Raw genomic sequence first — 23,630 nt, forward strand, 5'->3', positions numbered from 1 at the left:
TTCGCACTTCTTCTGGAGTGGCTAGAGGTGAGATGGGAGTCACTCGTCCGCGGGGCGCCGCAGGATTCAATTGCGCATTTCCGACACTCGCCCGCGCAACAAGTAGGCGAGCGCAAAGACCACCAGGAAGGGGTAGACGAGCACGATCATCGGCAGACCGGCAGCCAGCGCATCGTCTTGCATATAGATGTTGAGGACACCGGCTCCGAGCACTAAGGGGTACAGCGGCGCAAATTTGTCGAACCACATCCTGAAAGGCCCCGCCAGGAGAAGAACGAGCGCCGGCAGAATGAAAATGCCGAGATTTCTTGCAACATTCATGAGCTCAGGACCGAACGGTTCGGTGGAGGAATAAAGTCGGCCCACCTGGCGGGCCGACCACAGAGCAGCGATTGCGGCCCCGGCATATCCGGCTGGTCTTGCTAGCATCGCCCGAACTTCCTTTTGTTCACACGCCGCGTTGGTACGGTTCATCCGTTCATCATATCCGCGCATATTCTCGGATTTACCAGTTGGTCTCCGAAAAATTCAACGTCAACGTGAGAGGATAGGCGACTGCATGCGCTTCGACGGAACGAGGCGATGGCGCCTCGTTCCGGTTTCGGGCCGAAGTCTCGCCTGCATTGATGTCTCCGGCCAAATTCTGGAACAATGTCTGTCGTCCCATGTTACATTGACGATAAAACCGAGTGCCGCGCGAAGACAAGGCAGCTGGAGGGATCGATGAAGCGGAGCATAGCATTTGGGCTGGTTTTTGCGGTTGTGCTTGCAGGCTGCACCACCAGCGCAGGCAACTATTCGTCGGCCGGACTGGCGCCCATTCCCGGCAGCATCACGTATAGTGGCCAGCCTCGCACGAAGTTGACGAAATCACCCGCGGGCTCTTCCTTCCCCCACACCTTCACAGATCAGTGGGGACGCGAGGTAGAGGAGATCTACATCATCCAGCCCGACCGGAGCTTGCTGATCGCCGCGCGTCACTACCGGCCCGTCTTCTCGCTCGACGACGACTAGAACAGTATGATTTTAGGCCCGGCCGGCCCTAAAATCTGAATCTTATTCTACATTAGATAGTTAGAGCATGATGTCGGCTGAAGACCGCCCGCTTACACCTTTCGGCATCAAGCTCTAGGAAGGAGAAATGATCATGCCGCGCCGCAAGAGCACTGAGACGACGATCCTCGACACTAAGGGGGCCAAGATCGGCGACCCCGTTCCGAAAGCCGTCATCGATACGAATACGGCCTTCGTCGGCGTTCCCCGGCAGCCTGATCATGACCTGGGCGAAGAGCTCGGCGTGCTGCGAAAGCAGATCAGCGCTCTCCAGCAGCAGGTCCTCGATGCTGCCCGATCGGCAAAGGGAAATGCCGGCAAAGCCATGCGTCAGACGGAGGCAACGGTGAAGCTCTACCCGGCCTCGACGCTTCTGCTCGTCGCGGCTGTCGCCGGCGCGCTTGCATTCGCCGTTCGTCGCGCCGCCCTGCCGCGCCATCGGCATCAACCCGCACTGCGTGAGTTAAGGGATCTCTACGACACGATCCGCGAGCGCCTCTGACAAGATTTCAGGATTGTCAGCATCACGATTATGGCCGACCCTTCATTATCGAAGAGAGGGGATAGGCATGTTCGACATCATCATACGAAGCGCTCTTGATATCGTTGGGCGAACTGAGCGCCTTATCGATGCAATGAGGCGACGGCTTCAGAATGACGACCTCGACGAAGTCCAGGTCTACGAGCTTGATCATGAGATCGAGCGGCTCGGGGACGTGGTTTTCAATGTGGACGAAGCCGTTCGATCGTTGGCGCGCACGGTCGAATGCTGGCCGCAGGCCGCTCTCGCACACGGGATCCGTCGGACATTGCATTGACGGTTGATGGCCGCTTTGGCAACTGACGCGTCACCAATTCCGCCCTGAGTTGGCAGTGTCGATTCTGCATGTCACGCCGATGTCACGCGACCGTCGCAGCAATATGTGCTTGATAGACACCGTTAGGCTCAGACCAGGGCGCGGTGGGGCTAAAATTGCTTTTTTCGTTGGGGCATCGCAATGACCTTGAAAACCTCGGGGGAGAAATCTCAACCCCATGAATTCATCTTTCCGGTTCACACCCGGACGATCGCAGAGATCAGGTACAATAGTCTCAGCCGCATCATGACGGTGGTCTATCACGACGGCCATTCCTGCACCACTTCCGGCATACAAGGCCCCGCAATGCTGAGGATCCTCGCCCAGCGTCCGTTGGAGCGCTCTCCGTTTCTGTTGCAGACGGTCATCTGAGGGGGAAAAGACTGGCCGACCCTTGTCGGCCAGTGCGTGCGTATAGGGTCGCCGCTTGTTAAATCGGCATGATCGTGCATCCATTTCCCGCGGCCTGCGTTCATCCCCAATAGCCAGACACATGGAGGGAACGCCGATGACCTTTCCACCACCGAAGACCGAATCTCCCGCGCAGCGCTTCGAAGAGGCGACCGCTGCCGCACGCGACGCTTTGGAAAGGCTGATTGCAGCCGCCAATGAAGCTGGATGGGGCACCGAGGAGATAACTGCGGCACTGCTTAAGGCCGCGCAGTTTCTGAGCGATGCCAACAAGAGAGATCCCGATCCGGCCGATGATCCCTCCATCAGCGACGCACCTGCCAGACAGGAGCAGATTGGTCACGGCGAGCTCTACGATTAGAGGGCGTAGCGCTGGTTTTCCAACGCAATGAGACAAGGGTTGCCGGAATTCATGTCGAGTGTCACACGTCTTTGCTCTCGGAACCCGTTCGCAATATGCAGAGGCTCGCTAGCCATGCGCAGGGACGAGTTGCAGGACTATTGTCAGCGCATGAGCAGCGCGACCAAGCCAACCCGGGAGTTTACCCCGAGCTTGGAATAGATGTTTCTGAGGTGGGTTCTGACCGTTTCGTAGCTGATGTGATCGGCTATGGCCACCTCTTTTGGAGAATGGCCCGAGGCAATGCTTGATGCGATCCGAATCTCCGTCGCAGTCAGTTTGTAGGCTTCCATTAGGAAATCTCGCCGCTCATTGAGTGGCGTGGCCACCATCGGCTCAACAATGACGGCCACGGTCGGCCCCTCCACGAACTCAGTGAATGCATCAGACTGGAGCCGGAGGAGTGTGATGCGATAGCTAGCCTTGTCCTTCCCATTTGCAATCGCCGTATGCGGCCTTGTTTGCACACCCTTTCTGGAAGTCAGGAAATTAAGAACGGCAGTCGACCTCTCGCATTGAAGTTCGAGCTTGCCACTCGGGGCGACTTGCACAGGAAAGCCAGCCGCCATTAAGGCTTCCGCGCTCTTATTCCATTGACGTGCTCGCCCTTGCTCCGAAACGTAGATCAGTCCGACGCCGATGCTATCAAACAGGGTTTGCGTCGTCTGTCTTTCCGGGGCGAGTAGATCGCGCTTCCGGATGAAGTCGAAAGCTCTTTTCAAATGAGGCGCGAGTATCGTGTAACGCCCGGCTGCCTCTTTGTTGAAATCGGGGTCGGCTGACGACGTGCAGGTCGATAGGACGAAGGTGCGGGTTTCCTCCCGAATGATCGAGACACCGATGCTCGTCTCGCATCGGGCCTGTCCCTTCAGCCAATCATTGTAGAATTCCGATTTGAGCAAGTCTTCGCGTGGAAAGATTTCGTCTCCGCAGACACCTTGACCAACCGGCACAAAGCTCAATCTCGGAATCCAGGGGTTCACTGCGGCAAAGTGGCTGCTGAACTGGTCGACCTCATTCCTCGAAAACCCCGATACGAAGGGAACATGGGCCACAGGCGAGGCCAGATCGTGGTAATGGAGGGCAGCCTTGCCATTCGGCGAAGTTTGCGCAACGCGATCCAGAAAATCCTGCCAGTTGCACTCACCGAATAGACTTCCATAGATCAAATCTATCAGCTCAGATGAAGCGTCTTTTGACTGGAGCATGATCTTTCTGAAAATCCCACAGCGAGTATTTTCGGTATTAAATAACGTTGGTCAGGCAAAGACAACAGCAACCCCATGTAATATCAAGCCGGCGGCCATGGGCATTTGTGACCGATCGCAATGCGGTACTACTCGCTGCTTCGCAAAGCGATGGGGGTATAGCCAACTCCATAGGCCTCACCGGCCAATCGTGGCGACGGAGCCGCGCAGGACGAGGCTCGTGCTGACGCGTAGACGTTCGACGGCAAGAGGGGTGCGTTCGATACGGGCGATGAGCCGCTCGCCGGCGAGCTTGCCCATCTCGTAGACGCGCTGGTCGACGATGGTGATCGGCGGAACGGTGACGCTGGTCCAATCGGCGTCGAGAAACGATATCATCGACACGTCCTTGGGGATCGACAGGCCGAGCGATTGCAGCGACTTGAAGATGCGCAAGCCGACGAGGCTGTCCGATGCCAGCAGCGCCGTCGGCGCAGCACTGTCCGAGAGCAGTCGTTTAATCACGCCGTCCGTCTGATGCTGGTCCGTGGCGCCGAGCCTGACATAATGAAGAGGGTTCGGCAGACCCGCCTCGGTCAGGACGCTGACAAAACCTTCCACGCGTTCGCGCACGGCGGAATTCGAGATCCGCCCGATATCGGTGAGCCCACCGCCCTCGGCATCCATGGCAGAGACGTAGGCGAGGCGGCGATGTCCTTGCCCGATCAGATGCCGGGTCGCCGCGATGGCCGCATCCCGGTCGTCGCCGGTTACGGCGTCGACATCGAGTTCGGGGATGGCCCGGTCGAACAGGACGAGCGGCACGCCGGCGCGGCGGATGTGGTGGAGATGATCGATACTGTCGCAACGGGCCGGCGTGACGATCAGGCCATCGACGCGTTTGCCGATCAGGAGGTCGACGGCCGATCTTTCCGCATCGAGCTCTTCGCCCGAATTCGCGATGATGACGTTGAAGCCCGCAAGACGGGCCGCATCGCTGATGCCGCGCACTGCCAGGCTGAAGAAAGCGTTCTCGATGTCGCCGACCACGACCCCGATGATGCCGGATCTACCGGTGCTCATGCTGCGGGCGAGTTCGTTCGGGCGATATTCGAGGGCGGCCGCTGCCGCCATGACCTGATCTGTGATCTTGGCGCTGACCACGCCGTAGCCGCCGAGAACGCGGGCGGCCGTGGCCTTCGAGACCTTTGCGGCCTTCGCGACGTCGGCGACCGTAACTGAACGTTTCGGATGAGCGGAATCTTCCATGGGCCGAGGACTACAAGAGTTGTTGACGACCGGTCAATTGACGGATATCAAATATGTTGTGAGACCGGTCTCTTTATATCAGAGACCGGTATCTTGTCCATAAAACTCTACCGCACTGCGCGGCAGGGCAGGACGACCGACAATGCCGACAAGAGCATTCCTTTCAGAGCGGAGAACGACGATGAAGCCTTTTCTATTTTTTCCGGCCATCATGGCACCGTTGCGGGCCGGCCTTGTCACATGCCTTCTTGCGATGGGCGCAGGTTCTGCGGCCGCCGTCGACAATCCCTATAACCTGATCGAGCCCGGTACTATCAGCGTCGGCACGATGGGCGATTCCAAGCCCTATACTTTTGCGACCGCGGACGGCCAGTTCACCGGTTTCGATATCGAGCTGTTTCTTAACGTCGTCTCCCGCCTCGGCTTTCAGAAAGACAAGGTGACGTTTACGGGTCAGGAATTTTCAGCACTCCTGCCGTCGGTCGCAAACGAAAGGTTCGACGTTGCCGTTGCGGCGATCGGAACCACCGAAGCCCGCAAGAAGACCATCGACTTTTCCGACGGCTATCTTGCCGGTTATCTCTCCGTCCTGACCCCGGATGCCGGTATAAAGGATGCAGATGGCCTCAAGGGCAAGCGTCTCGGCGTCGTGCAGGGGACCTTGCAGGAGGTCTATGCAGCCAAGAATTTCGGGGGAACCGATCTGGTGAAATTTCCCGACAACAATTCCGCGGTGGCCGCCCTCAACAACGGAACGGTCGATGCGCATTTTCTCGACTACGAGGCCGCCAAGCAATATGGCGAGCGCTATCCCGCGCTGAAGGTTGCCGTGAATATCCCGTCCTTCGATGCGCCTGCTGGCTTCGTGGTCCGAAAAGGAAATGACGCCTTTCGCACGGCGCTCAACGGCGCGCTTCACGATGCGATGCAGGACGGCACCTGGAAGACCCTTTACGAAATGTGGTTCCCCGGCTCGCCGATGCCGGAACAGTATCTTCCCAAGAAGTGACGCCGCAAGCCGCCCGCTCATGGCGGGCGGCTTACCAAGGCTCTGCCGGACGGCGGCGTCTGCGCCGGGCAAGAATTCATGGGGATCTGAATGAACTGGCTTGAAAATCTGCGCCGCAGCTTCCTGGACTGGGATGCGATGGCGGAAGTTCTGCCGAGCATGATCAGCGTCGGCCTGAAGAACACGCTGATCCTGGCCGCTGCCTCGACCGTGCTCGGCGTCATCATCGGTATGGCGCTTGCCGTGATGGGCATCTCGCAATCCCGCTGGCTGCGGCTGCCGGCGCGCATCTACACCGATATTTTCCGCGGGCTTCCGGCGATCGTCACGATCCTGATCATTGGCCAGGGTTTTGCCCGGATCGGACGCGAGATCTTCGGCCCGTCTCCATTTCCGCTCGGCATCCTGGCGCTCAGCCTGATTGCCGGAGCCTATATCGGCGAAATCTTCCGATCGGGCATTCAAAGCGTCGAGCGCGGCCAGATGGAAGCCTGCCGGGCGCTCAGCATGAGCCATGGGCAGGGCATGCGCCTGATCGTCATCCCACAAGGCATCAGGCGGGTTCTGCCGGCGCTGGTCAATCAATTCATCGGAAACGTCAAGGATTCCAGCCTTGTCTACTTCCTCGGATTGCTCGCTTCCGAGCGGGAGATCTTCCGGGTCGGCCAGGACCAGGCCGTCGTCACCGGCAATCTGTCACCGCTGCTGCTGGCGGGCGTCTTCTATCTCGTCATCACCGTGCCGCTAACCCACTTCGTCAATTATATCGATGCGAGACTGCGGCTCGGAAAACAAGGCCGCGGCTCGGGTGTTGCGAGCGGATTGGTCGAGGTAAGCGAGTTGCGGGCCGCTGCCGGCCCCCTTCCCACGGGCACGGCCGAGGAGAGTACGCCGCGCTTCAAGGGCGGGGCCCTGAACATCCGGGACCTCACCATGGCCTATGGCGATCTCGACGTGTTGAAGGGTGTCGATCTCGACATTGCCGCTGGTACGGTCACCTGCATTATCGGCCCTTCCGGCTCGGGCAAGTCGACGCTGCTGCGCTGCATGAACAGGCTTGTCGAGCCGAAGGGCGGCGACATCCTGCTCGATGGCGAGAGCATCCTGGCGATGAAGCCGGAGAGGCTGCGCCGGCGTGTGGGCATGGTGTTCCAGCACTTCAACCTGTTTCCCGACCACACGGCACTCGAAAACGTCATGCTTTCGCTGACCAAGATCAAGAAGATGCCGAGGCAGGAGGCGCGGCGCATCGCCGAGGCGCGTCTGGCCGAGGTCGGTCTCGCAGAGCGTAGGGATCATCGACCCGCAGGTCTGTCAGGTGGGCAGCAGCAGCGCGTCGCCATCGCCCGCGCGCTGGCCATGGATCCGGAGATCATGCTGTTCGACGAAGTGACGAGTGCGCTCGATCCCGAACTGGTGAAGGGCGTGCTCGACCTGATGGCCGCCCTCGGCCGCCAGGGCATGACGATGGCCGTGGTGACTCATGAGATGGGATTTGCCCGCAGGGTGGCAGACCAAGTCGTCTTCATGGATGAGGGCCGCATCGTCGAGGCCGGCTGCCCGCAGCAGATCTTCGACAATCCCAAAAGCGAGCGGCTGAAGCGCTTCCTTGCTGAAGTTCTCTGAAGCGCCTCAGGCAACGCATGGTGCTCCCGGTCGTCCTCACCCCGGGCGTGCCGGATTTCATTCGACCTAGCAAGAGCAGAAAACAAGGTTATCGACATGAACGCTTCCATCAAACCTTCGAAGGTCGTCGTCATCGGCGGCGGGATCTTTGGCGTCTCGACGGCTGTCCATCTGGCCCGGCTCGGGGTCCGCACCGTGCTCATCAATGATGGCCCGCTTGCCAACGGCGCCTCTGGCCGTTCGCTCGCCTGGCTCAACTCGGCGCGCAAACGCACCGATGCCTATCACCGGCTGCGGTTGGCCGGCATAGATCGCTACCGCACGCTGGCCGTCCGGTATCCCGATGCGCCGTGGCTGCGCTTCGACGGCGGCCTGACCTGGGATGCGGACGATGCCGGCAACGAGATCGCCGAAATCTTCGACTATGAGCGCGATCTCGGCTATCACGCGCAATGGCTCGCGCCGCAAAGAATTGCCGCGGCGACGCCGGGTGTCGATGCAAGTGTGGTGACGCGGCAAGGCGCGATCTTCAACCCCGGGGAGGGCTGGGTCGATCTTCCGTCCTTGATCGGCACGCTCGTGAAAGAATTCCGTACGCTGGGTGGCGAGATCGTCACGGACGCGGGTCGCGCGATGGTCGATGTCGAAAGCGGGAGCGCCCGTGGCGTGATCACGGCAGACGGCATGCGCCGGGATGCTGATGCCGTGCTGCTTGCTGCCGGCGGCGACGTTCCCGCAATCGTGGCCGAGGCCGGCCAGCATATCGGCGATTCAACGCCTGTCGCCCTTCTCGTCAGGACCAAGCCGATCCGCCATCCGCTGAAGGCCGTGCTCAACACCCCTCGCGTCGCCATCCGGCCGACGCCCAACGGTGGCTTCGCGCTCGACGCCGCCTGGTCCGAGGAAGAGGTGAGCGTGAAGCCCGACGGCAGCTATGATGTCAGGCAATCGACGCTGGAAGGATTGCTGCGCGAGGCCTCCAGGGTTCTCGAAGGCAATCCGGTGCTGGAGGTCGAAGATTATGGTGTCGGCCCGAAGCCCATCCCTGGCGACGGCGAGCCCGTCTTCGGCGAACTGCCATCGATCTCGGGTTATTTCGTCGCCTTCAGCCATAGCGGCGCCACCCTCGGCCTGATTGCCGGCGAACTGCTGGCGGACGAGATCGCCACCGGACACCGCCATCCGCTGCTGGCGGACTTTCGGCCGGAGCGTTTCAGCGCGTCGCAAAGATGAAGGCAGGAGCGGAGGCCGATGCATCCTTCTGAGCCGTCGAGCGTTCTATCGCCAGGAACAACTGGAGACACATCATGTTCAAGGACGAACTCGGGGACACCGGCGCAAACAAGGATATGCGCGACGGTGTGGAAACCGCGCCGGCCTCCTTCGAAGAGGCGAGCATCAATCCTGATCTTATCAGACGTGAGGGTTTCGCCAGCGAGGCCGAATATCGGGCATATATTGCGACGCTCGGTGGTCACGCTTCCGTTGGAGACACCGTCGAGGAGCCTCTCCCGATCTACGAAGGTCATGTCCTGGAAGGCCGTCTGCAAGAACTGCGAGAAGAACTCGAAAACCTCCGCGCTCGCCTTCATGTGATCCAACATCAGGCCGCGACCGTCGTTACGGAGAACGTCCGATGGGCCGATGCCAGCGCCCATGCGCAGCTCGGCAATCAGCCTTGGCTCAAGCTGGCAGGTGCAATGGCGGCGGCCTTCGTCGTCACCAGGGGCATCATGCGGTTGCCTCTGGGAGCCGTGGCGACGACGGCGCTACCGTTGGTGGCGGCGGCGATGAACCGGAAGCTCGCCCGGTGAAAGTCGTCAGCTTCGATGACTGTTCAGGCGAAGCCGATTTCCGCGAGCAGAGGCAGGTGGTCCGAGGCAATCCTTGTCAGGCGGTTTTCCAGGACCGCCGCCTTTTTGACGATGAGATCGTCCGTGACGAAGATGTGGTCGAGGCGCATCAGCGGGTAGCGCGAGGGAAAGGTCGCTCTCGGCGCGGCGCCGCCTGCGAGCTGGACGTCTTTCAATGACCGCGCGGCAAGTCGGTAAGTCGCCGATGACGGAATGGCGTTGAAATCGCCGCAGAGGATGGTTGGAAGAGGTTCATCCGCCGTGCCGCGCAGCCAGCCGGGGTTCAGCAATGTCGTCATCTGCCGGATGCGCTCGCGGCCACGAAGGCCGAGATGGGTGTTGACGACCAGCAGTTTTCTGTTGCCGACCAGTATTTCGACGGAAATGGCGCCGCGCTGTTCGCCGATGGATGGCAATGGTCCGGCCTTGACCGCGCCTGTCGGCAGCGAAGTGATGATCGCATCGCCATACTGCTCTTCGGCGATCGACAGCGCCGGATGGAAATGAGCCTGCATCTTCAAAAGCGAGGCGATCGCATGGGCCTGGTCGACGCCGCCGGTCCTGCGCCTGAGGACGTCGACCTCCTGAAGAGCGACGATATCAGCCTCAGCCTCGGCGATGACAGAAGCGATGCGGCCGGGATCGAGCTTCCGGTCGCCGCCGATACAACTGTGCACGTTATAGGTCAGGAGTTTGATTGATTTATCCGGCATGGGCCCGCTGAACTCGTTCCCCGGGGGAACACAAAACTCGTTTGATCGTTCCCGATGATCGGACTATGGCGCTCGCACTCCTGAGGACAATCGATGAGCTTGAAAAGCATGATATGGAATGGACTGCTCGTTGCTGCCCTTTGTCTTGCGGTCTTTCTCCTCTATCGGATCTTCCAACAATACAGCCTCGATCAGATCGTCCAATCGGTTCGCAGCATCCCTTTTTCGACCTTTTGCACGGCACTTCTCTTTGCGGCGGGGTCCTATCTGTGCCTGAGCTGCTTCGATCTCCTGGCGATCCGTTCGCTCGGCAAATCCTTGCCCTATCCCAGGATTGCGCTGGCGTCCTTCATCAGCCTGTCGCTCGGCCACAATATCGGCTTTGCCGGTCTCAGCAGCGGCGCCTTTCGCTATCGTTTTTATTCACGCTGGGGGCTGACGGCGGAGGACGTGGCGAAGATCATCCTGTTTTGCGGCGTCACGGTGGGGCTTGGGCTGATCACGCTTGGCGGTCTTGCCATGATCATCAATCCCGGCGATGCCGGGCGCCTGCTGCGCATCGATCCGGCAAGTGTGCGCATCTTCGGCTTACTGGCGCTGGTCGTGCCGGCGGTCTATGCGGGCCTGGCTTTTTTCATCCGCGGCACGTTGCGGCTGTGGCGCTGGTCGTTTCAGCTACCGCGATTTTCGATCGCGATCGCACAGGTCGGGGTCGGGACGATCAATTTCATGCTCGTCGCCGCCTGCCTGCACCAGATGCTTTCGGCCTTCGGCGACGTTGCCTTCTTCAGGTCGGTCACGGCTTACGTGCTTGCCAATTTGGCGATCCTTGCAACGCATGTTCCGGGCGGTCTCGGCGTGCTCGAGGCCACGATCTCCTATGTCGTGCCGAAGGAGGCGTCGATCGGCGCGTTGATTGCGTTCCGCTGCGCCTATTTCTTCATTCCGCTGGCGCTCGGCACGACCCTTCTCGTCATCAGCGAGGTCGTTTTCCGACGGGCGTCACGCGGGGCGAATGAGGCGGCGGACGAGCGTGCCGAGGCCCAGTCGGTTTAAAACTGCGAAGGGTCGAACCGGGTCGAAGATCGCCGTGCCTGAAATCGGTGAAATGCTGCCCGACAGCTCGACGGTGAATTCCCGTAAACCCCGAGGCCCGTCATTGAGCGCGTCGACCGCCTGGATCAACGAGCCGCTTTGCATAATGGCTGCGGCAAAACTTTCCGGGGTGGTTCCGAGATATTCCGAAAGCAGGCAATTGCGCAGGTCCGCGATCGCGCGGCGATGCTCGTTGTTGCCGGCCTCGAACAGCATGTCGCATTCGCCATCCAGCCCTTCCGAGCGATTGTTGAGGTTGGAGGAGCCGATGCGGACCAGCTCGTCATCGGCGATGATCAGTTTGGAATGGACGAGCACCTCCACCTCGCCGCTCTCTTTCGCCGTGACTGGCCCGGGCACGATTGGCCCGGGCACGACGGCATAGTAGACGCGCAGGCGATCGGCGCGATCGGCGCGTTTGAGGCGGCGGATGACTCGGTCGCGATTGCCGCCCATGACAATCTTTTCGATCAGCCCATGAGAACTGCGCGTGCAGATGATGACAACTTCGGGGCCGTCTTCCTCCTGTAGCCGCGCGGCAATGGCGTCGGCGACGCGGAAGGAGGCGAGATATTGCGCCTCGATGTAAAGCTGCCGCCTCGCCCGGGCGACGACGTCCAATGTCATGGCGATGCCGTCGCTGACGCCGGGGCGAAAAGCGGTCGACGGCTCCGTCGGCGCCAAGCTGACCGCGATCTCCCTCATCGAAACGGCGAGATCGTCCGGCCAGGCGAAGGGGACATTTTCGGCCAGCGGCAGGTGGCTTTCGCCGGTGGCGTTTTCCCAGCGCTGCCTGACGATATCGCCGATCAACCTGGCGGCGTCGCCGGTGACCATTGCCTGAACGTCATGCAGCGGATCATAGGAAACGCCCTTGGGGTCGCGCCGTAGCTTATCCTTGGCGCGGTGGAGCCAGGTGTCCCACCGGCGCGACGTCAGGTCTATGCCGCCGATGAAGGAGACGGTATCGTCGATAGAGACGAGTTTTTGATGGTGGCAGCCGCGCAATGTCGGCTGAAGTTCGAAGCGCAGATCGATCCGCACATTCCTGGGAAAGTCTTTCTTCCGCAGCGGCTGCAGGGACTTGCCAGAATAAACGGGACCGAGCGCCCAGATGAGGATGCGTATTTCGAGCTTCGGATTTGCCGCTGCCAGGGCATGCAACAGGTCGGCCAGCGTTTCGTCTGACTTATCGGGTTCCAACCGGATGTTCGGATTGAAATCCCACCCGACGATCCAGATGGTGCGCCGCGCCTGCCGCAACGCGCGCGCCAGCTCTGCGAAATAGCTGTTGCCGTTGATCAGGAAGGCCGCCTTGGCAGCGCTCCCTTCCAGGGACAAGGCGCTGTCCTCCTGTTTTTGGCCGTCGCCCGGCCGTTGTGATTTTGTTTGGGGCAAGCTCGGGTTATTGAAGATGGTTTCGAATGTCGTCATGATTGCCTCGGCCTCTAACTGGAGCACAAACGCCCGGAATTTGCCTGGGTTCCCCCATAGCGTCGGCCAGTGGTGCGCTACGGGCAGCCTGCGATGCAAAATGTAAGGAAACGAGATGTCACAACGAGCCGGCAGCGCCGATCTTCCCCTTCACGGGGGACGCGTACCGCATTGGCTCGGCGACCGGATGACGCGGTTGGGAACACTGATCACCGAGGCGATCGTCCATCATTACGGCCGCGACGAATTCCTGCGCAGGCTCGCGCATCCCTTCTGGTTCCAGTCCTTCGGCGCGGTCATGGGCATGGACTGGCATTCCTCCGGCATCACCACCAGCGTTCTCGGCGCGTTGAAGCGCGGGCTGAAGCCGCGTGCCGGCGAGCTCGGCCTGCATGTTTGCGGCGGCCGCGGCGCGCATTCGCGGAAGACCCCGCAGGAGCTCGTCTCGATCGGCGAGCGGGTCGGCCTCGACGGCGAGGGGCTTGCGACCACGAGCCGTCTCATCGCTAAGGTCGATAGCGCCGCCCTTCAGGACGGGTTCGACCTTTATCTGCACGGCTTCATCGTCGCCGATGACGGCCATTGGGTGGTTGTGCAGCAAGGCATGAACGGCGATAAGCGTCAGGCCCGGCGTTATCACTGGCTGTCCGAAGGGCTGGAGAACTTCGTCGACTCGCCGCATGCGGCAATCGAGGGAAGGAGCCAGGGCGAGATCGTCAATCTTGCCGACCGCCGCGCCGAACGCTCGCGGCGCGGTCAGCTCGATCTGCTGGCAACCCTCGGGCCCGACCGGATCATCCGCGAAGCCGCCGCACTCCTGCGTGCCGAAGCGCCGACGCCCGAACCCGCCGAACAGCCGATGCTGCCGCACCTGATCATGCCTGCGCATCACGACGTCCGCGAGAGCGACGTCAACATGCGGCGCCTGCATGGAAATCTGGCTGCCGCCGCCGACCGCGGGCCGGCGGATTTCGAAGAGCTGCTGCTCGTTCCAGGCGTCGGCGCCCGCACGGTGAAGGCGTTGGCGATGGTGGCGGAAGTCGTCCACGGCGCCCCCTGCCGCTTTTCCGATCCGGCGCGCTTCTCGATCGCCCATGGCGGCAAGGACCGCCATCCGTTTCCGGTCCCGCTCAAGGTCTATGACGAGACGATCGCCGTGATGAAATCGGCGGTGCAGAAGGGCAGGCTCGGACGCGAGGAGGAGTTGCAGGCGCTCAAGCGCCTGGACGACCAATCCAGGCAGCTGGAACGCTATGTCACGGGTCCAGACCTCAAGGAAATCATCGCCGGCGAATTCCGCCAATCCGCCGATTTCGGCGGCCGCAGTGTCTTCGGCTGGGAGGAGCCGCCTGCAGAGTAGGGCGCCTCTTTATGCCACTATCTTAACTCGCTGAGCCGGGAAGGATGACCTCACCGTTTTCCTCACCATCCCAGTACCGGATGGAGGACGCCGAAACTTTGATAAGAACGATCCCGGGAGTGTCCACACCTTCGGGAAACCACCGCTCGAGATCGGGCACCCAATGTTCTTCGAAAGCCGCCTTCTCCCGCACCAGCGAGGCGAAGCCCTCGACAGCAATGAAAATCCCCGGTTTGCCGAGCAGGCTGGGAGGCGCCGTGAACGTCAGCGAGACGGTGTCGATACCTTCGATCTCCGTGATTTTGCTGGTGTCTTCATACGAAAAGAACCAGGAATCCCCGTCATATTCGACGTCGCCGTTATTGCTCATCGGTCGGGCCGAGATGCGGCCCGACCCGGCGTTCGTCGACAGCATGCAGAAATCGATCTTCTTCAGTTGCGAGGATAGGTCTTCGAGGGTCATGGACGCCATTGCGATCTCCCGGGTTCGAATGCTCGGGAGTAGCGTGCAAGCGTCCAAATTGTTCCGTGGAAAGCCCACGTGACTAAGCCTCCATCCGTTTGGTGTATTCCCGCACGGTTTAAGGATGGAAGTATGCAGGAATTCCAGGAGTTACAGCAGCATCCTATGCAAAGCCCGAAAGATAAGGCGCTGTAGCCTCAATGGCCGTCGGGCGGGACGGCTTCGACCGGAACCGTTTCTTTCAGGTTCTTCCGGTGGAAGATGAAGAGCCCCGCAACGACGATGATTGCGGCGCCGACGATGATCTGCGTATCGGGAATATCGTTGAAGAAGAGGTATCCGAGGACGATCGCCCAGAGCAGCAGCGTATATTGCAGCGGCGCGAGCAGCGATGCCGGCGCGAGCTTCAGCGAGCGGGTGATAAGCAGATGCGCGCAGGTGGCAACGATGCCGAGCAGCAGCATGCCGGACCAGTCGATGAGCGTTGCCGGCTGCCAGTGACCGATGCTCAAGACGATGCCGGTGACGAGCGCGGCGATCGTCTGCCACGTCACCAGCGTCGTGTCGCTGGTCGAGCGTAGATAGCGGCTCATCACCAGCGACAGCGCAAAGGCAAGGCTGCCGGCAAGACCGAAGAGCGATGGAAGCGACAGCATCGCCGTGGACGGACGCAGCGCGATGACGACGCCGGCAAAGCCGATCAGAACGGCGAGCCAACGGCGCCAGCCGATCTTCTCTCCGAGAAAGAAATGCGAAAGCGCCGCAATATAGATCGGTCCGGCCATATAGAAGGTCATGACGTCTGCGAGCGGCAGATAGGCGACGGCAGCGTAAAACAGCGCGACATCGCAGGTCGCCATCAAAACACGGATGAACTGCAGGCCCTTTTGCTCGACGCGGAACAAGGCCATCGGCCCTTGCCGGAGGATCATTGGTCCGAGCACGATGAAAGCGCCGACAGAGCGGATCACCAGCACCTGGCCGACGGCAAAGCTCGCAACCAGCCATTTGCCCATAGCATCGTTCAGCGCAAAGAGCAGATCGCCGAGCAGCATCAGCACAACGCCAGTCATGATCAGGTTTCCGGCATTGGCTACGCCAGTCTTGGTCGTCATCTCTCGCATCCTCGCAAAGCAGCCGCGCATGCGCGGCCGAGTGCGGCTTCTGCCTTAACTCTGCCGATGTCAAGCGCATCGATGATACGGTGAAGCAGACCACCGGCGCGGTGGATCATACCTAAAGCGCCCAATCATCCCAATTCTGGACTTCGGCCGCTTTATCCTCGCGGCAAATGGTTTCCAGCGCCAGCGAGGCACGACTGGAGTGCCTTTGTTTATGCCGCAGGATCGCAAATTGGCGGGACGGCAGAGGGAAGCGCGCCTTTACCAGCAGACCTTGCGTCAAGAGCGGCGCGGCCACGGCACCTGAGACGACCGTCGCGCAGAGGCCCTCTCTTGCTGCCGATATAACCGCCTCGTTCGACGGCAGCTCAAGCGCGACAGCCAGATCTGCGGGGACTATGCCGAGAATGGAAATCGCCGCCTCGAAAGCCGACCGGGTTCCGGACCCCTTTTCCCGCATGACCCATTTTGTGCCCGAAACCAGGTCTGCCGGTGCAATTGGTTTGCCACGCGCCCAGGGATGGCGTGGACCGACGACGACAAGGAGTTCGTCCTCGGCAAGCGGCTGAACATGCAGCGCCGGCTCATCAACACTGCCTTCGACGAAACCGACTTCGGCCAATCCATCGAGTACCGCTTTCGCCGCCGTGGTCGTGTTGCCAATCATCAGCTTCAGGTCAATGCCCGGGTAGCGGATCTTGAAACGCATCAGCATTGCCGGCAGCCAGTAGCTGGCGATCGTCTGGCTCGCAAAAACCACCAGTTCACCCTTTTGCAAGCCGCCGAGATCGGAGAGGACGAGCGCTGCGGCCTTTGCGCGCGCCAGCGTCGCTTTAGCCTCCCCCAGAAACACCCGTCCTTCATATGTCAGCTCTATGCGTCGTCCGACGCGATCGAAAAGCTCGACGCCATAGGAGGTCTCGAGATTGCGGATAGCCGAGCTGACCGCCGATGGCGTCAGCCCGATCGCAAAGGCGGCTTTGGTCAGATGCTCGCGTTCGGCAACCGCGACAAAAATGGAAAGCTGCTCAAACGTCATTGATTCAATCGTTCGATTTTAGCGAATGAACCATGCTATACTATTCAATGGAAGTCGACAATTGAGTGTGGGAGATTACAGTCCTCCGCAAGGTCTCGCTGATGATCGTTTCCGCCTCACGTTCCCTGTCGCTTCCTGCCGTTCTGCCGGGGCTTGTCCTGTGTGCGGCAGTCACGCTCTCTGCCTATCTCGTTGAACAGTTGCAGATGATGATTTTCCGCTCGCATTGGATCGAGAGCCTCGTGCTCGCCATTCTGATCGGCATTGCCGTGCGCTCCTCGGTCTGCCTGCCGCAGACCTTCATTCCCGGCATCCAATTCGCCGCCAAGACGCTGCTGGAGATTGCGGTCGTGTTGCTCGGCGCCTCGCTCAGCACGGCTGCCATCAGGCAGGCTGGACTGCCACTTGTCGGTGGAATTGCCGTTCTGGTCGCTCTGTCTTTGGTCGGCAGCTTTGTTATCGGGCGGCTCTTCGGGCTGTCGGCCAGCCTGGCGACGTTGGTTGCTTGCGGCAACTCGATCTGCGGCAATTCCGCGATTGCCGCCGCAGCGCCGGTGATCGGCGCCAAACCGGACGATATCGCGGCCTCGATAGCCTTTACCGCACTGCTCGGCATCGGGGCGGTGCTGACGCTGCCGCTTCTTCATCTGCTCTTGGGTCTCAGCGCCGTACAATATGGCGTTTTCGCAGGCCTGACAGCCTATGCCGTCCCGCAGGTCTTGGCGGCCACGGCCTCTGCCGGAGCCGTCAGCATCCAGGTCGGCACGCTCGTCAAACTGATCCGCGTGATGATGCTCGGACCCGTCATCCTCGTGCTCGGCGCAGTTCATGGCCGCCGCCCTGGCGGTTCGCCAGTCAATCTCCGCCATCTTCTCCCATGGTTCATCATCGGTTTTGCAGCCATGGCGACGCTTCGTTCCCTCGACGCGATCCCGGCGCCGCTGCTGCCCGGGATGGCGGCTGTCTCCGCCGCCTTCACCGTCACCGCCATGGCCGCTTTGGGCCTCTCCGTCGATGTCAGATCCGTCGCCCATACCGGCGGGCGTGTCCTCGCAGCGGCGGCGCTGTCGCTGTTGGCGCTGGGGGCTCTCGGGCTTTGCCTGATCGGGCTGCTGAATATCGTCTGATCGAGGTGATATGCCTAAAATACTTGCAAAGATTCCGGTTGCCTTCCAAACGCTCAGCGGCTAGCCTGTATATACAGGTCAGACGGAAGCAAAGATCGTCATGCGGGTCATCTCCTCACAACAAGCTGCGGATCTTCTCGAAGACGGGATGACCGTCGCTGCTTCCGGTTTTGGAGGATACTGCCATCCCGAGGCCATCACCGCTGCTGTCGAGGAGCGTTTCCTGGCTTCCGGAAAACCCCGCAAACTGACGCTTCTGTTTGCTGCCAGCACGGGCGATCGTCAGACGCGCGGCATGGGGCACTTCGGTTATGAAGGCCTGGTCGCCTGTGTGATTGCCGGGGGATGGCGCGGAACGCCGCGCCTTGGAAAGCTTGCAATCGAGGAAAAGATCGAAGCGCATTGCTGGCCGCAGGGCGTCATCGCGCAACTCTATCGAGCGATTGCGGCGGGTCAGCCTGGCGTGGTCACCCATATCGGTCTCGGTTCCTTCATGGATCCGCTTCATGGCGGCGGCCGCATGAATGCGACGACACCGCGTCCGCTTGTCGAGCGCGTATCGTTGCGCGGCAAGGAATGGCTGCTTTACCCCTCGATGCCGCTCGACTGCGTGCTCTTGCGCGGAACGACGGCCGACGAAGACGGGAACATCACCCTCGAAGACGAGGCCTTCCCGCTCGACGTGCTCGCCATGGCGCAGGCGGGCCGAAACTCCGGAGGTGTCGTCGTCGTGCAGGTCAAGCGGATTGCCGAGCGCGGCTCGCTGCAGCCGAACGATGTTCGTATCCCGGCGGCGCTCGTCGATTATGTCGTCGTCTGCGATGATCCGTCCCAGCACGGCGTCAGTTTCGCCGAGACCGACAATATCGCCTATACCGGGCGCGTCCGGATGGCGGTGAGCCGGCTGCAGCCGGCGCCGCTGTCGGTCGATAAGATTATTCAGCGACGTGCCTTCCTGGAACTGGCGCCGCTGAACCGCCCGACGATCAATCTCGGCATCGGCATTGCCGCCGGGATCGGCCGTATCGCCAGCGAAGAGGGATTCGACGATTATACGGTGACGATCGAATCCGGCGTCATCGGCGGCGTGCCCGCCGAAGAGCTGTCCTTTGGCGCCGCCGTCAATCCGACCGCCATCGTCCCACAGGCATCGCAGTTCGATTTTTACGACGGCGGCGGCCTCGATATCGCCTTTCTCGGCATGGCCGAGGTGGATCGGCATGGGGCGGTCAATGTCAGCCGCTTCAACAATTCCATCGTCGGGGTGGGCGGATTCACCAATATCTCGCAGACGGCCAAGCATGTTGTTTATCTCGGCGCATTTTCGGCGGGCGGCGCGCAAATTGCGGTTGCCGACGGCAGGCTCGAGATCATCCAGGACGGCCGCCTTTGCAAGATCGTCGAGGCTGTCGACCAGATCAGTTCGAGCCCAGCTTTTGCGCCGGAGGGACAGTCACAGCTCGTCGTCACCGAGCGGGCGGTTTTTCGGGTGATCGGCGGATGCTTGACGCTGACGGAGTTTGCCCCCGGCATCGATCTTGCCGCCGATGTTCTCGACCGCCTGCCGAAGGGCATCGCGGTGTCGGACCAGCTGAAGCAGATGGATGCGCGCCTGTTTTCGACCCATGCCATGAAGGACTTTGCCCCATGAAAATCGTTGGAGCCGCCATCATCGTCACGGGCTCGGCAACGGGCGTCGGGGCGGCATGCGTGAAGCAATTCGCCGAGAGCGGCGCCCGGGTGGTTATCAACTACAGCCGCAGCAAAAAAGAGGCCGATGAGACCGGCGATATCTGCCGCAGTCTGGGCGCGGAGGTCGAGATCGTCCAGGCCGACGTTGCCGATGACGCGGCCTGCCGCCGGATGGTCGCGATTACCGTCAATCGATGGGGGCGGCTCGACGCCTTGGTGAACAATGCCGCGATGACGGTCAAATCAGATCCTTTCGATCTGGAGACATTGTCGGCCGAAGATTTTCAGAACGTTTTCGGCGTCAACGTCATCGGCGCTTATCAGATGTGCCGGGCGGCGGTACCTGCGATGCGGGACAGCGGCGGCGGTGCGATCGTCAATGTCTCATCCAACGTTGCCTTTACCGGCGGCGGCAGCTCGCTTGCCTATACGGCCTCCAAGGGTGCGCTGAATGCGCTGACTTTGGCCTTGGCGCGCACCTGCGGTCCCGATATCCGCGTGAATGCCGTTTGTCCTGGCATCATCGATACGCGCTGGATGCGCGACACGCTCGGGCCGGATGCCTATGGAGCCATTGCCAAGCGATTTTCGGAAACCGCGCCGCTCGGCCGGGTCGCGACACCGGAAGATGTTGCCGGCGCCATTGTCTGGCTTGTTCAGGGGGCAGACTTCGTCACCGGCGAATTGCTTTCCGTTGACGGCGGCATCCGCCTGTCCGGTGGCGCTCGCAAACCCGCGGCATCCGGGGGAGCCGCATCGTGACGCTGTCGGCCCAATCCATCCTCGACTTTCCGGTGCCGCAAGCGACACATGTGGTTACCGCCAGGGATGCCATCCTTTACGCCCTCTCGACTGGCTACGGCACCGACGCGCCCGACAAAAAGACATTGAAGTATGTCTATGAACGCGATCTCGTGACCGCGCCGACCCTTGCCAATATCGTGGCGCATCCAGGCCCATGGATGCAGCAGACGGGCGTCGACTGGACGCGTCTGGTGCATTCCGAACATCGCCTGACGATCCACCGGCCGGTTCCCCTCGATGTGCCGCTGATCTCCCGGTCGCGCGTCTTGTCGGTGGTCGACCGCGGCGTTGAGAAAGGAATGTTCGTCAGCTTCGAACGCCTGATCGCAACCGTGGACGGTGATGAGCCAATCGCGACCATCGTCCAGACCAATGCGTGCCGCGGCGACGGTGGATGCGGCTCAGTGGGATCTGCGCCCGAACCCTTGCCGAAAGTCCCGGACAGAGAGCCGGACCTTGAATTCAATGTCGACATCCCTGACAACGCCGCACTGCTATATCGCCTGAACGGCGATCTCAATCCGCTGCACGTCGACCCGCAGGCAGCCGGCAGGAGCGGCTTTGACCGACCGATCCTGCATGGGCTCTGCAGCTTCGGTTATGCGGGCTACGCCATTGTCGCTGCCATCGATCCAAGCATGGGCAGCGGCTTGAGCGCGATTGCGGCGCGTTTCAGCGCGCCGATCTTTCCCGGCGAAACGATCACCGTGCAGATATGGCGCAACGACGCCGAGATTCGCTTCCGAGGCCTCGTTGCTGCGCGCGGCGCGACCATCCTCGACAATGGCATGGCGAGGTTGTCATGACGAAAGCGGTCAAGCCGGCCGCCGGCGAGGCGCGCCATTATATCAGGATCAAGGAGCAGATCCTGGCCGAGATCGCCGAGGGCAAGCTGCAGCCGGGAGACCGGGTATCTTCTGAAAGCGAATTGGTGGCGGCATTCGGCGTCAGCCGCATGACGGCGAACCGGGCGCTGCGGGAGTTGATGTTCGAGGGTGTTCTCAAGCGATCCGCCGGGATCGGAACCTTCGTGTCGCCCAAGCACCTCGACGTCGATCTGCTTCAAATCCGCAACATAGCCGACGAAATACTGGAACGGGGCCACAAGCATCAGGCGATGGTGATCAAGGCCGGCTTGATGAAGGCGGATGCCAACGTCGCCGATGCGCTCGAACTCATCCTCGGCGCTGAGGTGATGCATTCGCTGATCGTGCACATGGAAAACGACCAGCCCATTCAGGTCGAGGAGCGCTACGTCAATCCGCTGGTCGCGCCCGACTATCTGTCGGCCGACTTCCGCAGTATGACGCCGCACGAATATCTGACGGAGGTGGCTCCGATAACGGCGTTCGAACATATCGTCCAGGCCGTCAAACCGGATCCGGCCATACGCAAATATCTCGGCCTCAGGAATGATCACCCTTGCCTGCGCGTCTTTCGAAGAACCTGGTCAGGCGAGGCCGTCGTGACCTGCGCGCTGTTATACTATCCCGGCGCGCAATACCGGCTGGAAGCACGGTCCACCAAGGGTCCCTCCAGGCCCGTCGCCATTCTCGGAGAGAAACAGTGAGCGCCACCAATTCTCCGTCGATCATCTTCAGCGCGGCGCCGCCGACGATCGAGGACATCGCAGCAATTGCCCGTCGTCACGCAAGGATCGAGGTATCCGCCGAGGTCGAGGCCCGGATTGTGGCCGCGCGCGCCGTCGTCGACCGCTATACGGAAAGCGACCTGCCGGTCTATGGCCTGACGACGGGACTTGGAGCGGGGGTCGATACACGACTTGCAACGGAAGATCTGGTGGCGTTCCAGCTGCGTGTGCCGCAAGCCCGCGCGGTCGGCGTTGGAGAGCCGCTTGCCCGGGAATCCGTGCGGGCGATGATGGCCGTCAGGGCCGCCGGCATGGCGGCGGGCGGTACCGGCGTTTCGCTGAAAGTCTTCCAGGGTCTGATTGCCGCCATCAATGCAGGTGTGCATCCCGTCGTCCCGTCATTGGGCTCGATCGGTGCGGCGGATTTGGCGCCGCTTGCCCATATGAGCCGGGGCCTCCTGGGCTTCGGTGAGATCGAGCTTGGCGGCGAAGTGCTGCCGGCCGCCATCGCCCTTGACAGGGCCGGCCTGAAGCCCCTCGAATTCGCGCCGAAGGACGGGCATGCGCTTGTTGTGGCCAACAGCCTCTCCATCGGCCTCGCCTGCTTGACGCTTGTGGATATCGAGCGGCTCTTCGATTGGTCCCTGAAGGCGATTGCCATTAGTTTCGAAGCGTTCCGGGCCAATGTCAGTGCCTTCGACGACCGCGCACTGGCTGCAAGACCGGCCTTTGGGCAGCGCCGCGTCGCCGCTCAGCTGATGGAGCTTCTTTCGGGCAGCTCCTTGCTTACCGCCGATGCAGCAAGGCGTCTGCAGGATCCTTTGAGCTACCGCTGCACGCCGCAGGTCTGGGGCGCGTTGAGGCATGCGATCGATGAGGCAAGGCAGGCGACTGACATAGAGCTCGTCAGTTCCAGCGACAATCCTGTCGTGATCGCATCCGAAGGCGTCATTCTTTCGCACGGCAATTTCGACATGACCGCCTTTGTGCTCGCCTGGGAAAGGCTGGGGCAGGCGATGGCGCATTGTGCGGCAGGCACCGCCTATCGGATCATGAAGATCATGTCGCCCGGCATGTCCGACCTCCCACGCTTTCTGACCCCGATGGGCCAGAGCCGTACTGGTTTTGCGACCGTGCAAAAGACCGTCTCGGCCATGGAAGCCGAAATCCGCCACCTGGCCATGCCGGTTTCGCTTTCGCCCATTCCTGTCGCCGATGGCGTCGAAGACCAGGCATCGATGGCTCCGAGCGTTTTGGCAAAGGCGCAGGCGATCGTCGAGCGCCTGCGCTATCTGGTCGCCATCGAACTGATTGCTTCGGTGCAGGCCGTCGAGCTCAGAGGCGTCTCGGGCGAATTGGGCAAAGGATCGGCGCAAGCCTATGCCTTTGTCCGCACCCACGTCCCGGCGCTTGAAGAGGATCGCGCGCAAGGGCCGGATTTTGCGACAATTGCCGCATTGATCGGGCTTGGCCCGCAATAAGCCGGTTCGCCACTGCCCCGGCAAGAAGGGCAGGGCGCCGACCGG

At 61.2% G+C, this 23,630-nt stretch carries 25 protein-coding genes; 17 read left to right on the forward strand and 8 right to left on the reverse strand.

Going from position 1 to position 23,630, the window contains the following annotated elements; genetic code table 11:
• Window positions 1–66: 66 nt before the first annotated feature.
• The gene (locus RL_RS36535) at window positions 67–474 is read right to left on the reverse strand and encodes a hypothetical protein (RefSeq protein ID WP_244432421.1); all 408 of its coding nucleotides are present in this window, start codon (window positions 472–474) and stop codon (window positions 67–69) included.
• A gap of 249 nt (window positions 475–723) precedes the next feature.
• Here RL_RS36535 and RL_RS36540 point away from each other — a divergent pair, with 249 nt between their 5' ends.
• The 5 genes from RL_RS36540 to RL_RS36560 all read left to right on the forward strand — a co-directional run bounded on the left by RL_RS36540 (window position 724) and on the right by RL_RS36560 (window position 2,682).
• Entirely contained in the window at window positions 724–1,014 is a 291-nt protein-coding gene (locus RL_RS36540) for a hypothetical protein (protein ID WP_041937032.1), read from the forward strand.
• A gap of 133 nt (window positions 1,015–1,147) precedes the next feature.
• Complete coding sequence (locus RL_RS36545) at window positions 1,148–1,555, forward strand: hypothetical protein (protein ID WP_011649480.1); 408 nt, start codon at window positions 1,148–1,150, stop codon at window positions 1,553–1,555.
• A 67-nt stretch (window positions 1,556–1,622) separates the two neighbouring features.
• Window positions 1,623–1,871 (forward strand): hypothetical protein, encoded by a 249-nt coding sequence (locus tag RL_RS38900; protein WP_028743001.1) that lies wholly within the window; start codon window positions 1,623–1,625, stop codon window positions 1,869–1,871.
• 180 nt (window positions 1,872–2,051) lie between these two features.
• A complete protein-coding gene (locus RL_RS36555) occupies window positions 2,052–2,282 on the forward strand; it encodes a hypothetical protein (RefSeq protein ID WP_011649482.1) in 231 nt (76 codons plus the stop codon).
• Window positions 2,283–2,418: 136 nt separating this feature from the next.
• Window positions 2,419–2,682, forward strand: coding sequence for a hypothetical protein (locus RL_RS36560; RefSeq protein WP_011649483.1), 264 nt, complete (start codon window positions 2,419–2,421; stop codon window positions 2,680–2,682).
• Between the two features lie 143 nt (window positions 2,683–2,825).
• Here the strand turns inward: RL_RS36560 and RL_RS36565 are convergent, their stop codons facing one another.
• Both RL_RS36565 and RL_RS36570 read right to left on the reverse strand, forming a co-directional pair.
• Complete coding sequence (locus RL_RS36565; RefSeq protein WP_011649484.1) at window positions 2,826–3,929, reverse strand: LuxR C-terminal-related transcriptional regulator; 1,104 nt, start codon at window positions 3,927–3,929, stop codon at window positions 2,826–2,828.
• Window positions 3,930–4,106: 177 nt separating this feature from the next.
• Window positions 4,107–5,177 (reverse strand): LacI family DNA-binding transcriptional regulator, encoded by a 1,071-nt coding sequence (locus RL_RS36570; protein WP_011649485.1) that lies wholly within the window; start codon window positions 5,175–5,177, stop codon window positions 4,107–4,109.
• Window positions 5,178–5,358: 181 nt separating this feature from the next.
• Between RL_RS36570 and RL_RS36575 the strand changes: the two genes are divergently transcribed.
• The 4 genes from RL_RS36575 (at window position 5,359) to RL_RS36590 (ending at window position 9,626) form a co-directional block, all read left to right on the forward strand.
• Complete coding sequence (locus tag RL_RS36575; protein ID WP_011649486.1) at window positions 5,359–6,186, forward strand: ABC transporter substrate-binding protein; 828 nt, start codon at window positions 5,359–5,361, stop codon at window positions 6,184–6,186.
• 90 nt (window positions 6,187–6,276) lie between these two features.
• Window positions 6,277–7,812 (forward strand): amino acid ABC transporter permease/ATP-binding protein, encoded by a 1,536-nt coding sequence (locus tag RL_RS41085; protein ID WP_011649487.1) that lies wholly within the window; start codon window positions 6,277–6,279, stop codon window positions 7,810–7,812.
• A 96-nt stretch (window positions 7,813–7,908) separates the two neighbouring features.
• On the forward strand, window positions 7,909–9,045 hold the full coding sequence (locus RL_RS36585) for an NAD(P)/FAD-dependent oxidoreductase (protein WP_011649488.1): 1,137 nt from the start codon (window positions 7,909–7,911) through the stop codon (window positions 9,043–9,045).
• A 74-nt stretch (window positions 9,046–9,119) separates the two neighbouring features.
• Window positions 9,120–9,626: a hypothetical protein gene (locus tag RL_RS36590; protein ID WP_011649489.1), complete on the forward strand. Its 507-nt coding sequence runs from the start codon at window positions 9,120–9,122 to the stop codon at window positions 9,624–9,626.
• 23 nt (window positions 9,627–9,649) lie between these two features.
• On the opposite strand, the gene RL_RS36595 is transcribed toward RL_RS36590, so the two are convergent.
• Entirely contained in the window at window positions 9,650–10,378 is a 729-nt protein-coding gene (locus RL_RS36595; RefSeq protein ID WP_011649490.1) for an endonuclease/exonuclease/phosphatase family protein, read from the reverse strand.
• 93 nt (window positions 10,379–10,471) lie between these two features.
• Between RL_RS36595 and RL_RS36600 the strand changes: the two genes are divergently transcribed.
• Window positions 10,472–11,434: a lysylphosphatidylglycerol synthase domain-containing protein gene (locus tag RL_RS36600; protein ID WP_011649491.1), complete on the forward strand. Its 963-nt coding sequence runs from the start codon at window positions 10,472–10,474 to the stop codon at window positions 11,432–11,434.
• Here the strand turns inward: RL_RS36600 and RL_RS36605 are convergent.
• The gene (locus tag RL_RS36605; protein WP_011649492.1) at window positions 11,381–12,907 is read right to left on the reverse strand and encodes a phospholipase D-like domain-containing protein; all 1,527 of its coding nucleotides are present in this window, start codon (window positions 12,905–12,907) and stop codon (window positions 11,381–11,383) included. The two genes, RL_RS36600 and RL_RS36605, sit on opposite strands and share 54 nt — an antisense overlap.
• A gap of 115 nt (window positions 12,908–13,022) precedes the next feature.
• Here RL_RS36605 and RL_RS36610 point away from each other — a divergent pair, with 115 nt between their 5' ends.
• Window positions 13,023–14,267, forward strand: a complete 1,245-nt coding sequence (locus RL_RS36610; protein WP_011649493.1) for a DUF763 domain-containing protein — start codon at window positions 13,023–13,025, stop codon at window positions 14,265–14,267.
• 22 nt (window positions 14,268–14,289) lie between these two features.
• On the opposite strand, the gene RL_RS36615 is transcribed toward RL_RS36610, so the two are convergent.
• The 3 genes from RL_RS36615 to RL_RS36625 all read right to left on the reverse strand — a co-directional run bounded on the left by RL_RS36615 (window position 14,290) and on the right by RL_RS36625 (window position 16,890).
• Complete coding sequence (locus RL_RS36615) at window positions 14,290–14,739, reverse strand: pyridoxamine 5'-phosphate oxidase family protein (protein WP_011649494.1); 450 nt, start codon at window positions 14,737–14,739, stop codon at window positions 14,290–14,292.
• A gap of 188 nt (window positions 14,740–14,927) precedes the next feature.
• Window positions 14,928–15,845: a DMT family transporter gene (locus tag RL_RS36620; protein WP_041937033.1), complete on the reverse strand. Its 918-nt coding sequence runs from the start codon at window positions 15,843–15,845 to the stop codon at window positions 14,928–14,930.
• A gap of 121 nt (window positions 15,846–15,966) precedes the next feature.
• Window positions 15,967–16,890, reverse strand: coding sequence for a LysR family transcriptional regulator (locus tag RL_RS36625; protein ID WP_011649496.1), 924 nt, complete (start codon window positions 16,888–16,890; stop codon window positions 15,967–15,969).
• A 65-nt stretch (window positions 16,891–16,955) separates the two neighbouring features.
• On the opposite strand from RL_RS36625, the gene RL_RS36630 reads away from it, so the two are divergent.
• From RL_RS36630 to hutH, 6 genes are all read left to right on the forward strand, one after another.
• Complete coding sequence (locus RL_RS36630; protein ID WP_011649497.1) at window positions 16,956–18,017, forward strand: YeiH family protein; 1,062 nt, start codon at window positions 16,956–16,958, stop codon at window positions 18,015–18,017.
• 100 nt (window positions 18,018–18,117) lie between these two features.
• Entirely contained in the window at window positions 18,118–19,668 is a 1,551-nt protein-coding gene (locus tag RL_RS36635) for an acyl CoA:acetate/3-ketoacid CoA transferase (protein ID WP_011649498.1), read from the forward strand.
• Window positions 19,665–20,471: an SDR family NAD(P)-dependent oxidoreductase gene (locus RL_RS36640; protein WP_011649499.1), complete on the forward strand. Its 807-nt coding sequence runs from the start codon at window positions 19,665–19,667 to the stop codon at window positions 20,469–20,471. The genes RL_RS36635 and RL_RS36640 overlap by 4 nt, the downstream gene beginning before the upstream one ends.
• Window positions 20,468–21,319, forward strand: a complete 852-nt coding sequence (locus RL_RS36645) for a MaoC family dehydratase (protein ID WP_011649500.1) — start codon at window positions 20,468–20,470, stop codon at window positions 21,317–21,319. The genes RL_RS36640 and RL_RS36645 overlap by 4 nt, the downstream gene beginning before the upstream one ends.
• A complete protein-coding gene (gene hutC, locus RL_RS36650; RefSeq protein WP_011649501.1) occupies window positions 21,316–22,083 on the forward strand; it encodes a histidine utilization repressor in 768 nt (255 codons plus the stop codon). The genes RL_RS36645 and hutC overlap by 4 nt, the downstream gene beginning before the upstream one ends.
• Window positions 22,080–23,585 carry an HAL/PAL/TAL family ammonia-lyase gene (gene hutH / locus RL_RS36655; RefSeq protein ID WP_011649502.1) on the forward strand — a complete coding sequence of 502 codons (1,506 nt, stop codon included), beginning with the start codon at window positions 22,080–22,082 and terminating at the stop codon, window positions 23,583–23,585. The genes hutC and hutH overlap by 4 nt, the downstream gene beginning before the upstream one ends.
• The last annotated feature ends 45 nt before the right edge of the window (window positions 23,586–23,630 follow it).

The sequence above is a fragment of the Rhizobium johnstonii 3841 genome (assembly GCF_000009265.1).
GTDB lineage: Bacteria > Pseudomonadota > Alphaproteobacteria > Rhizobiales > Rhizobiaceae > Rhizobium > Rhizobium acaciae.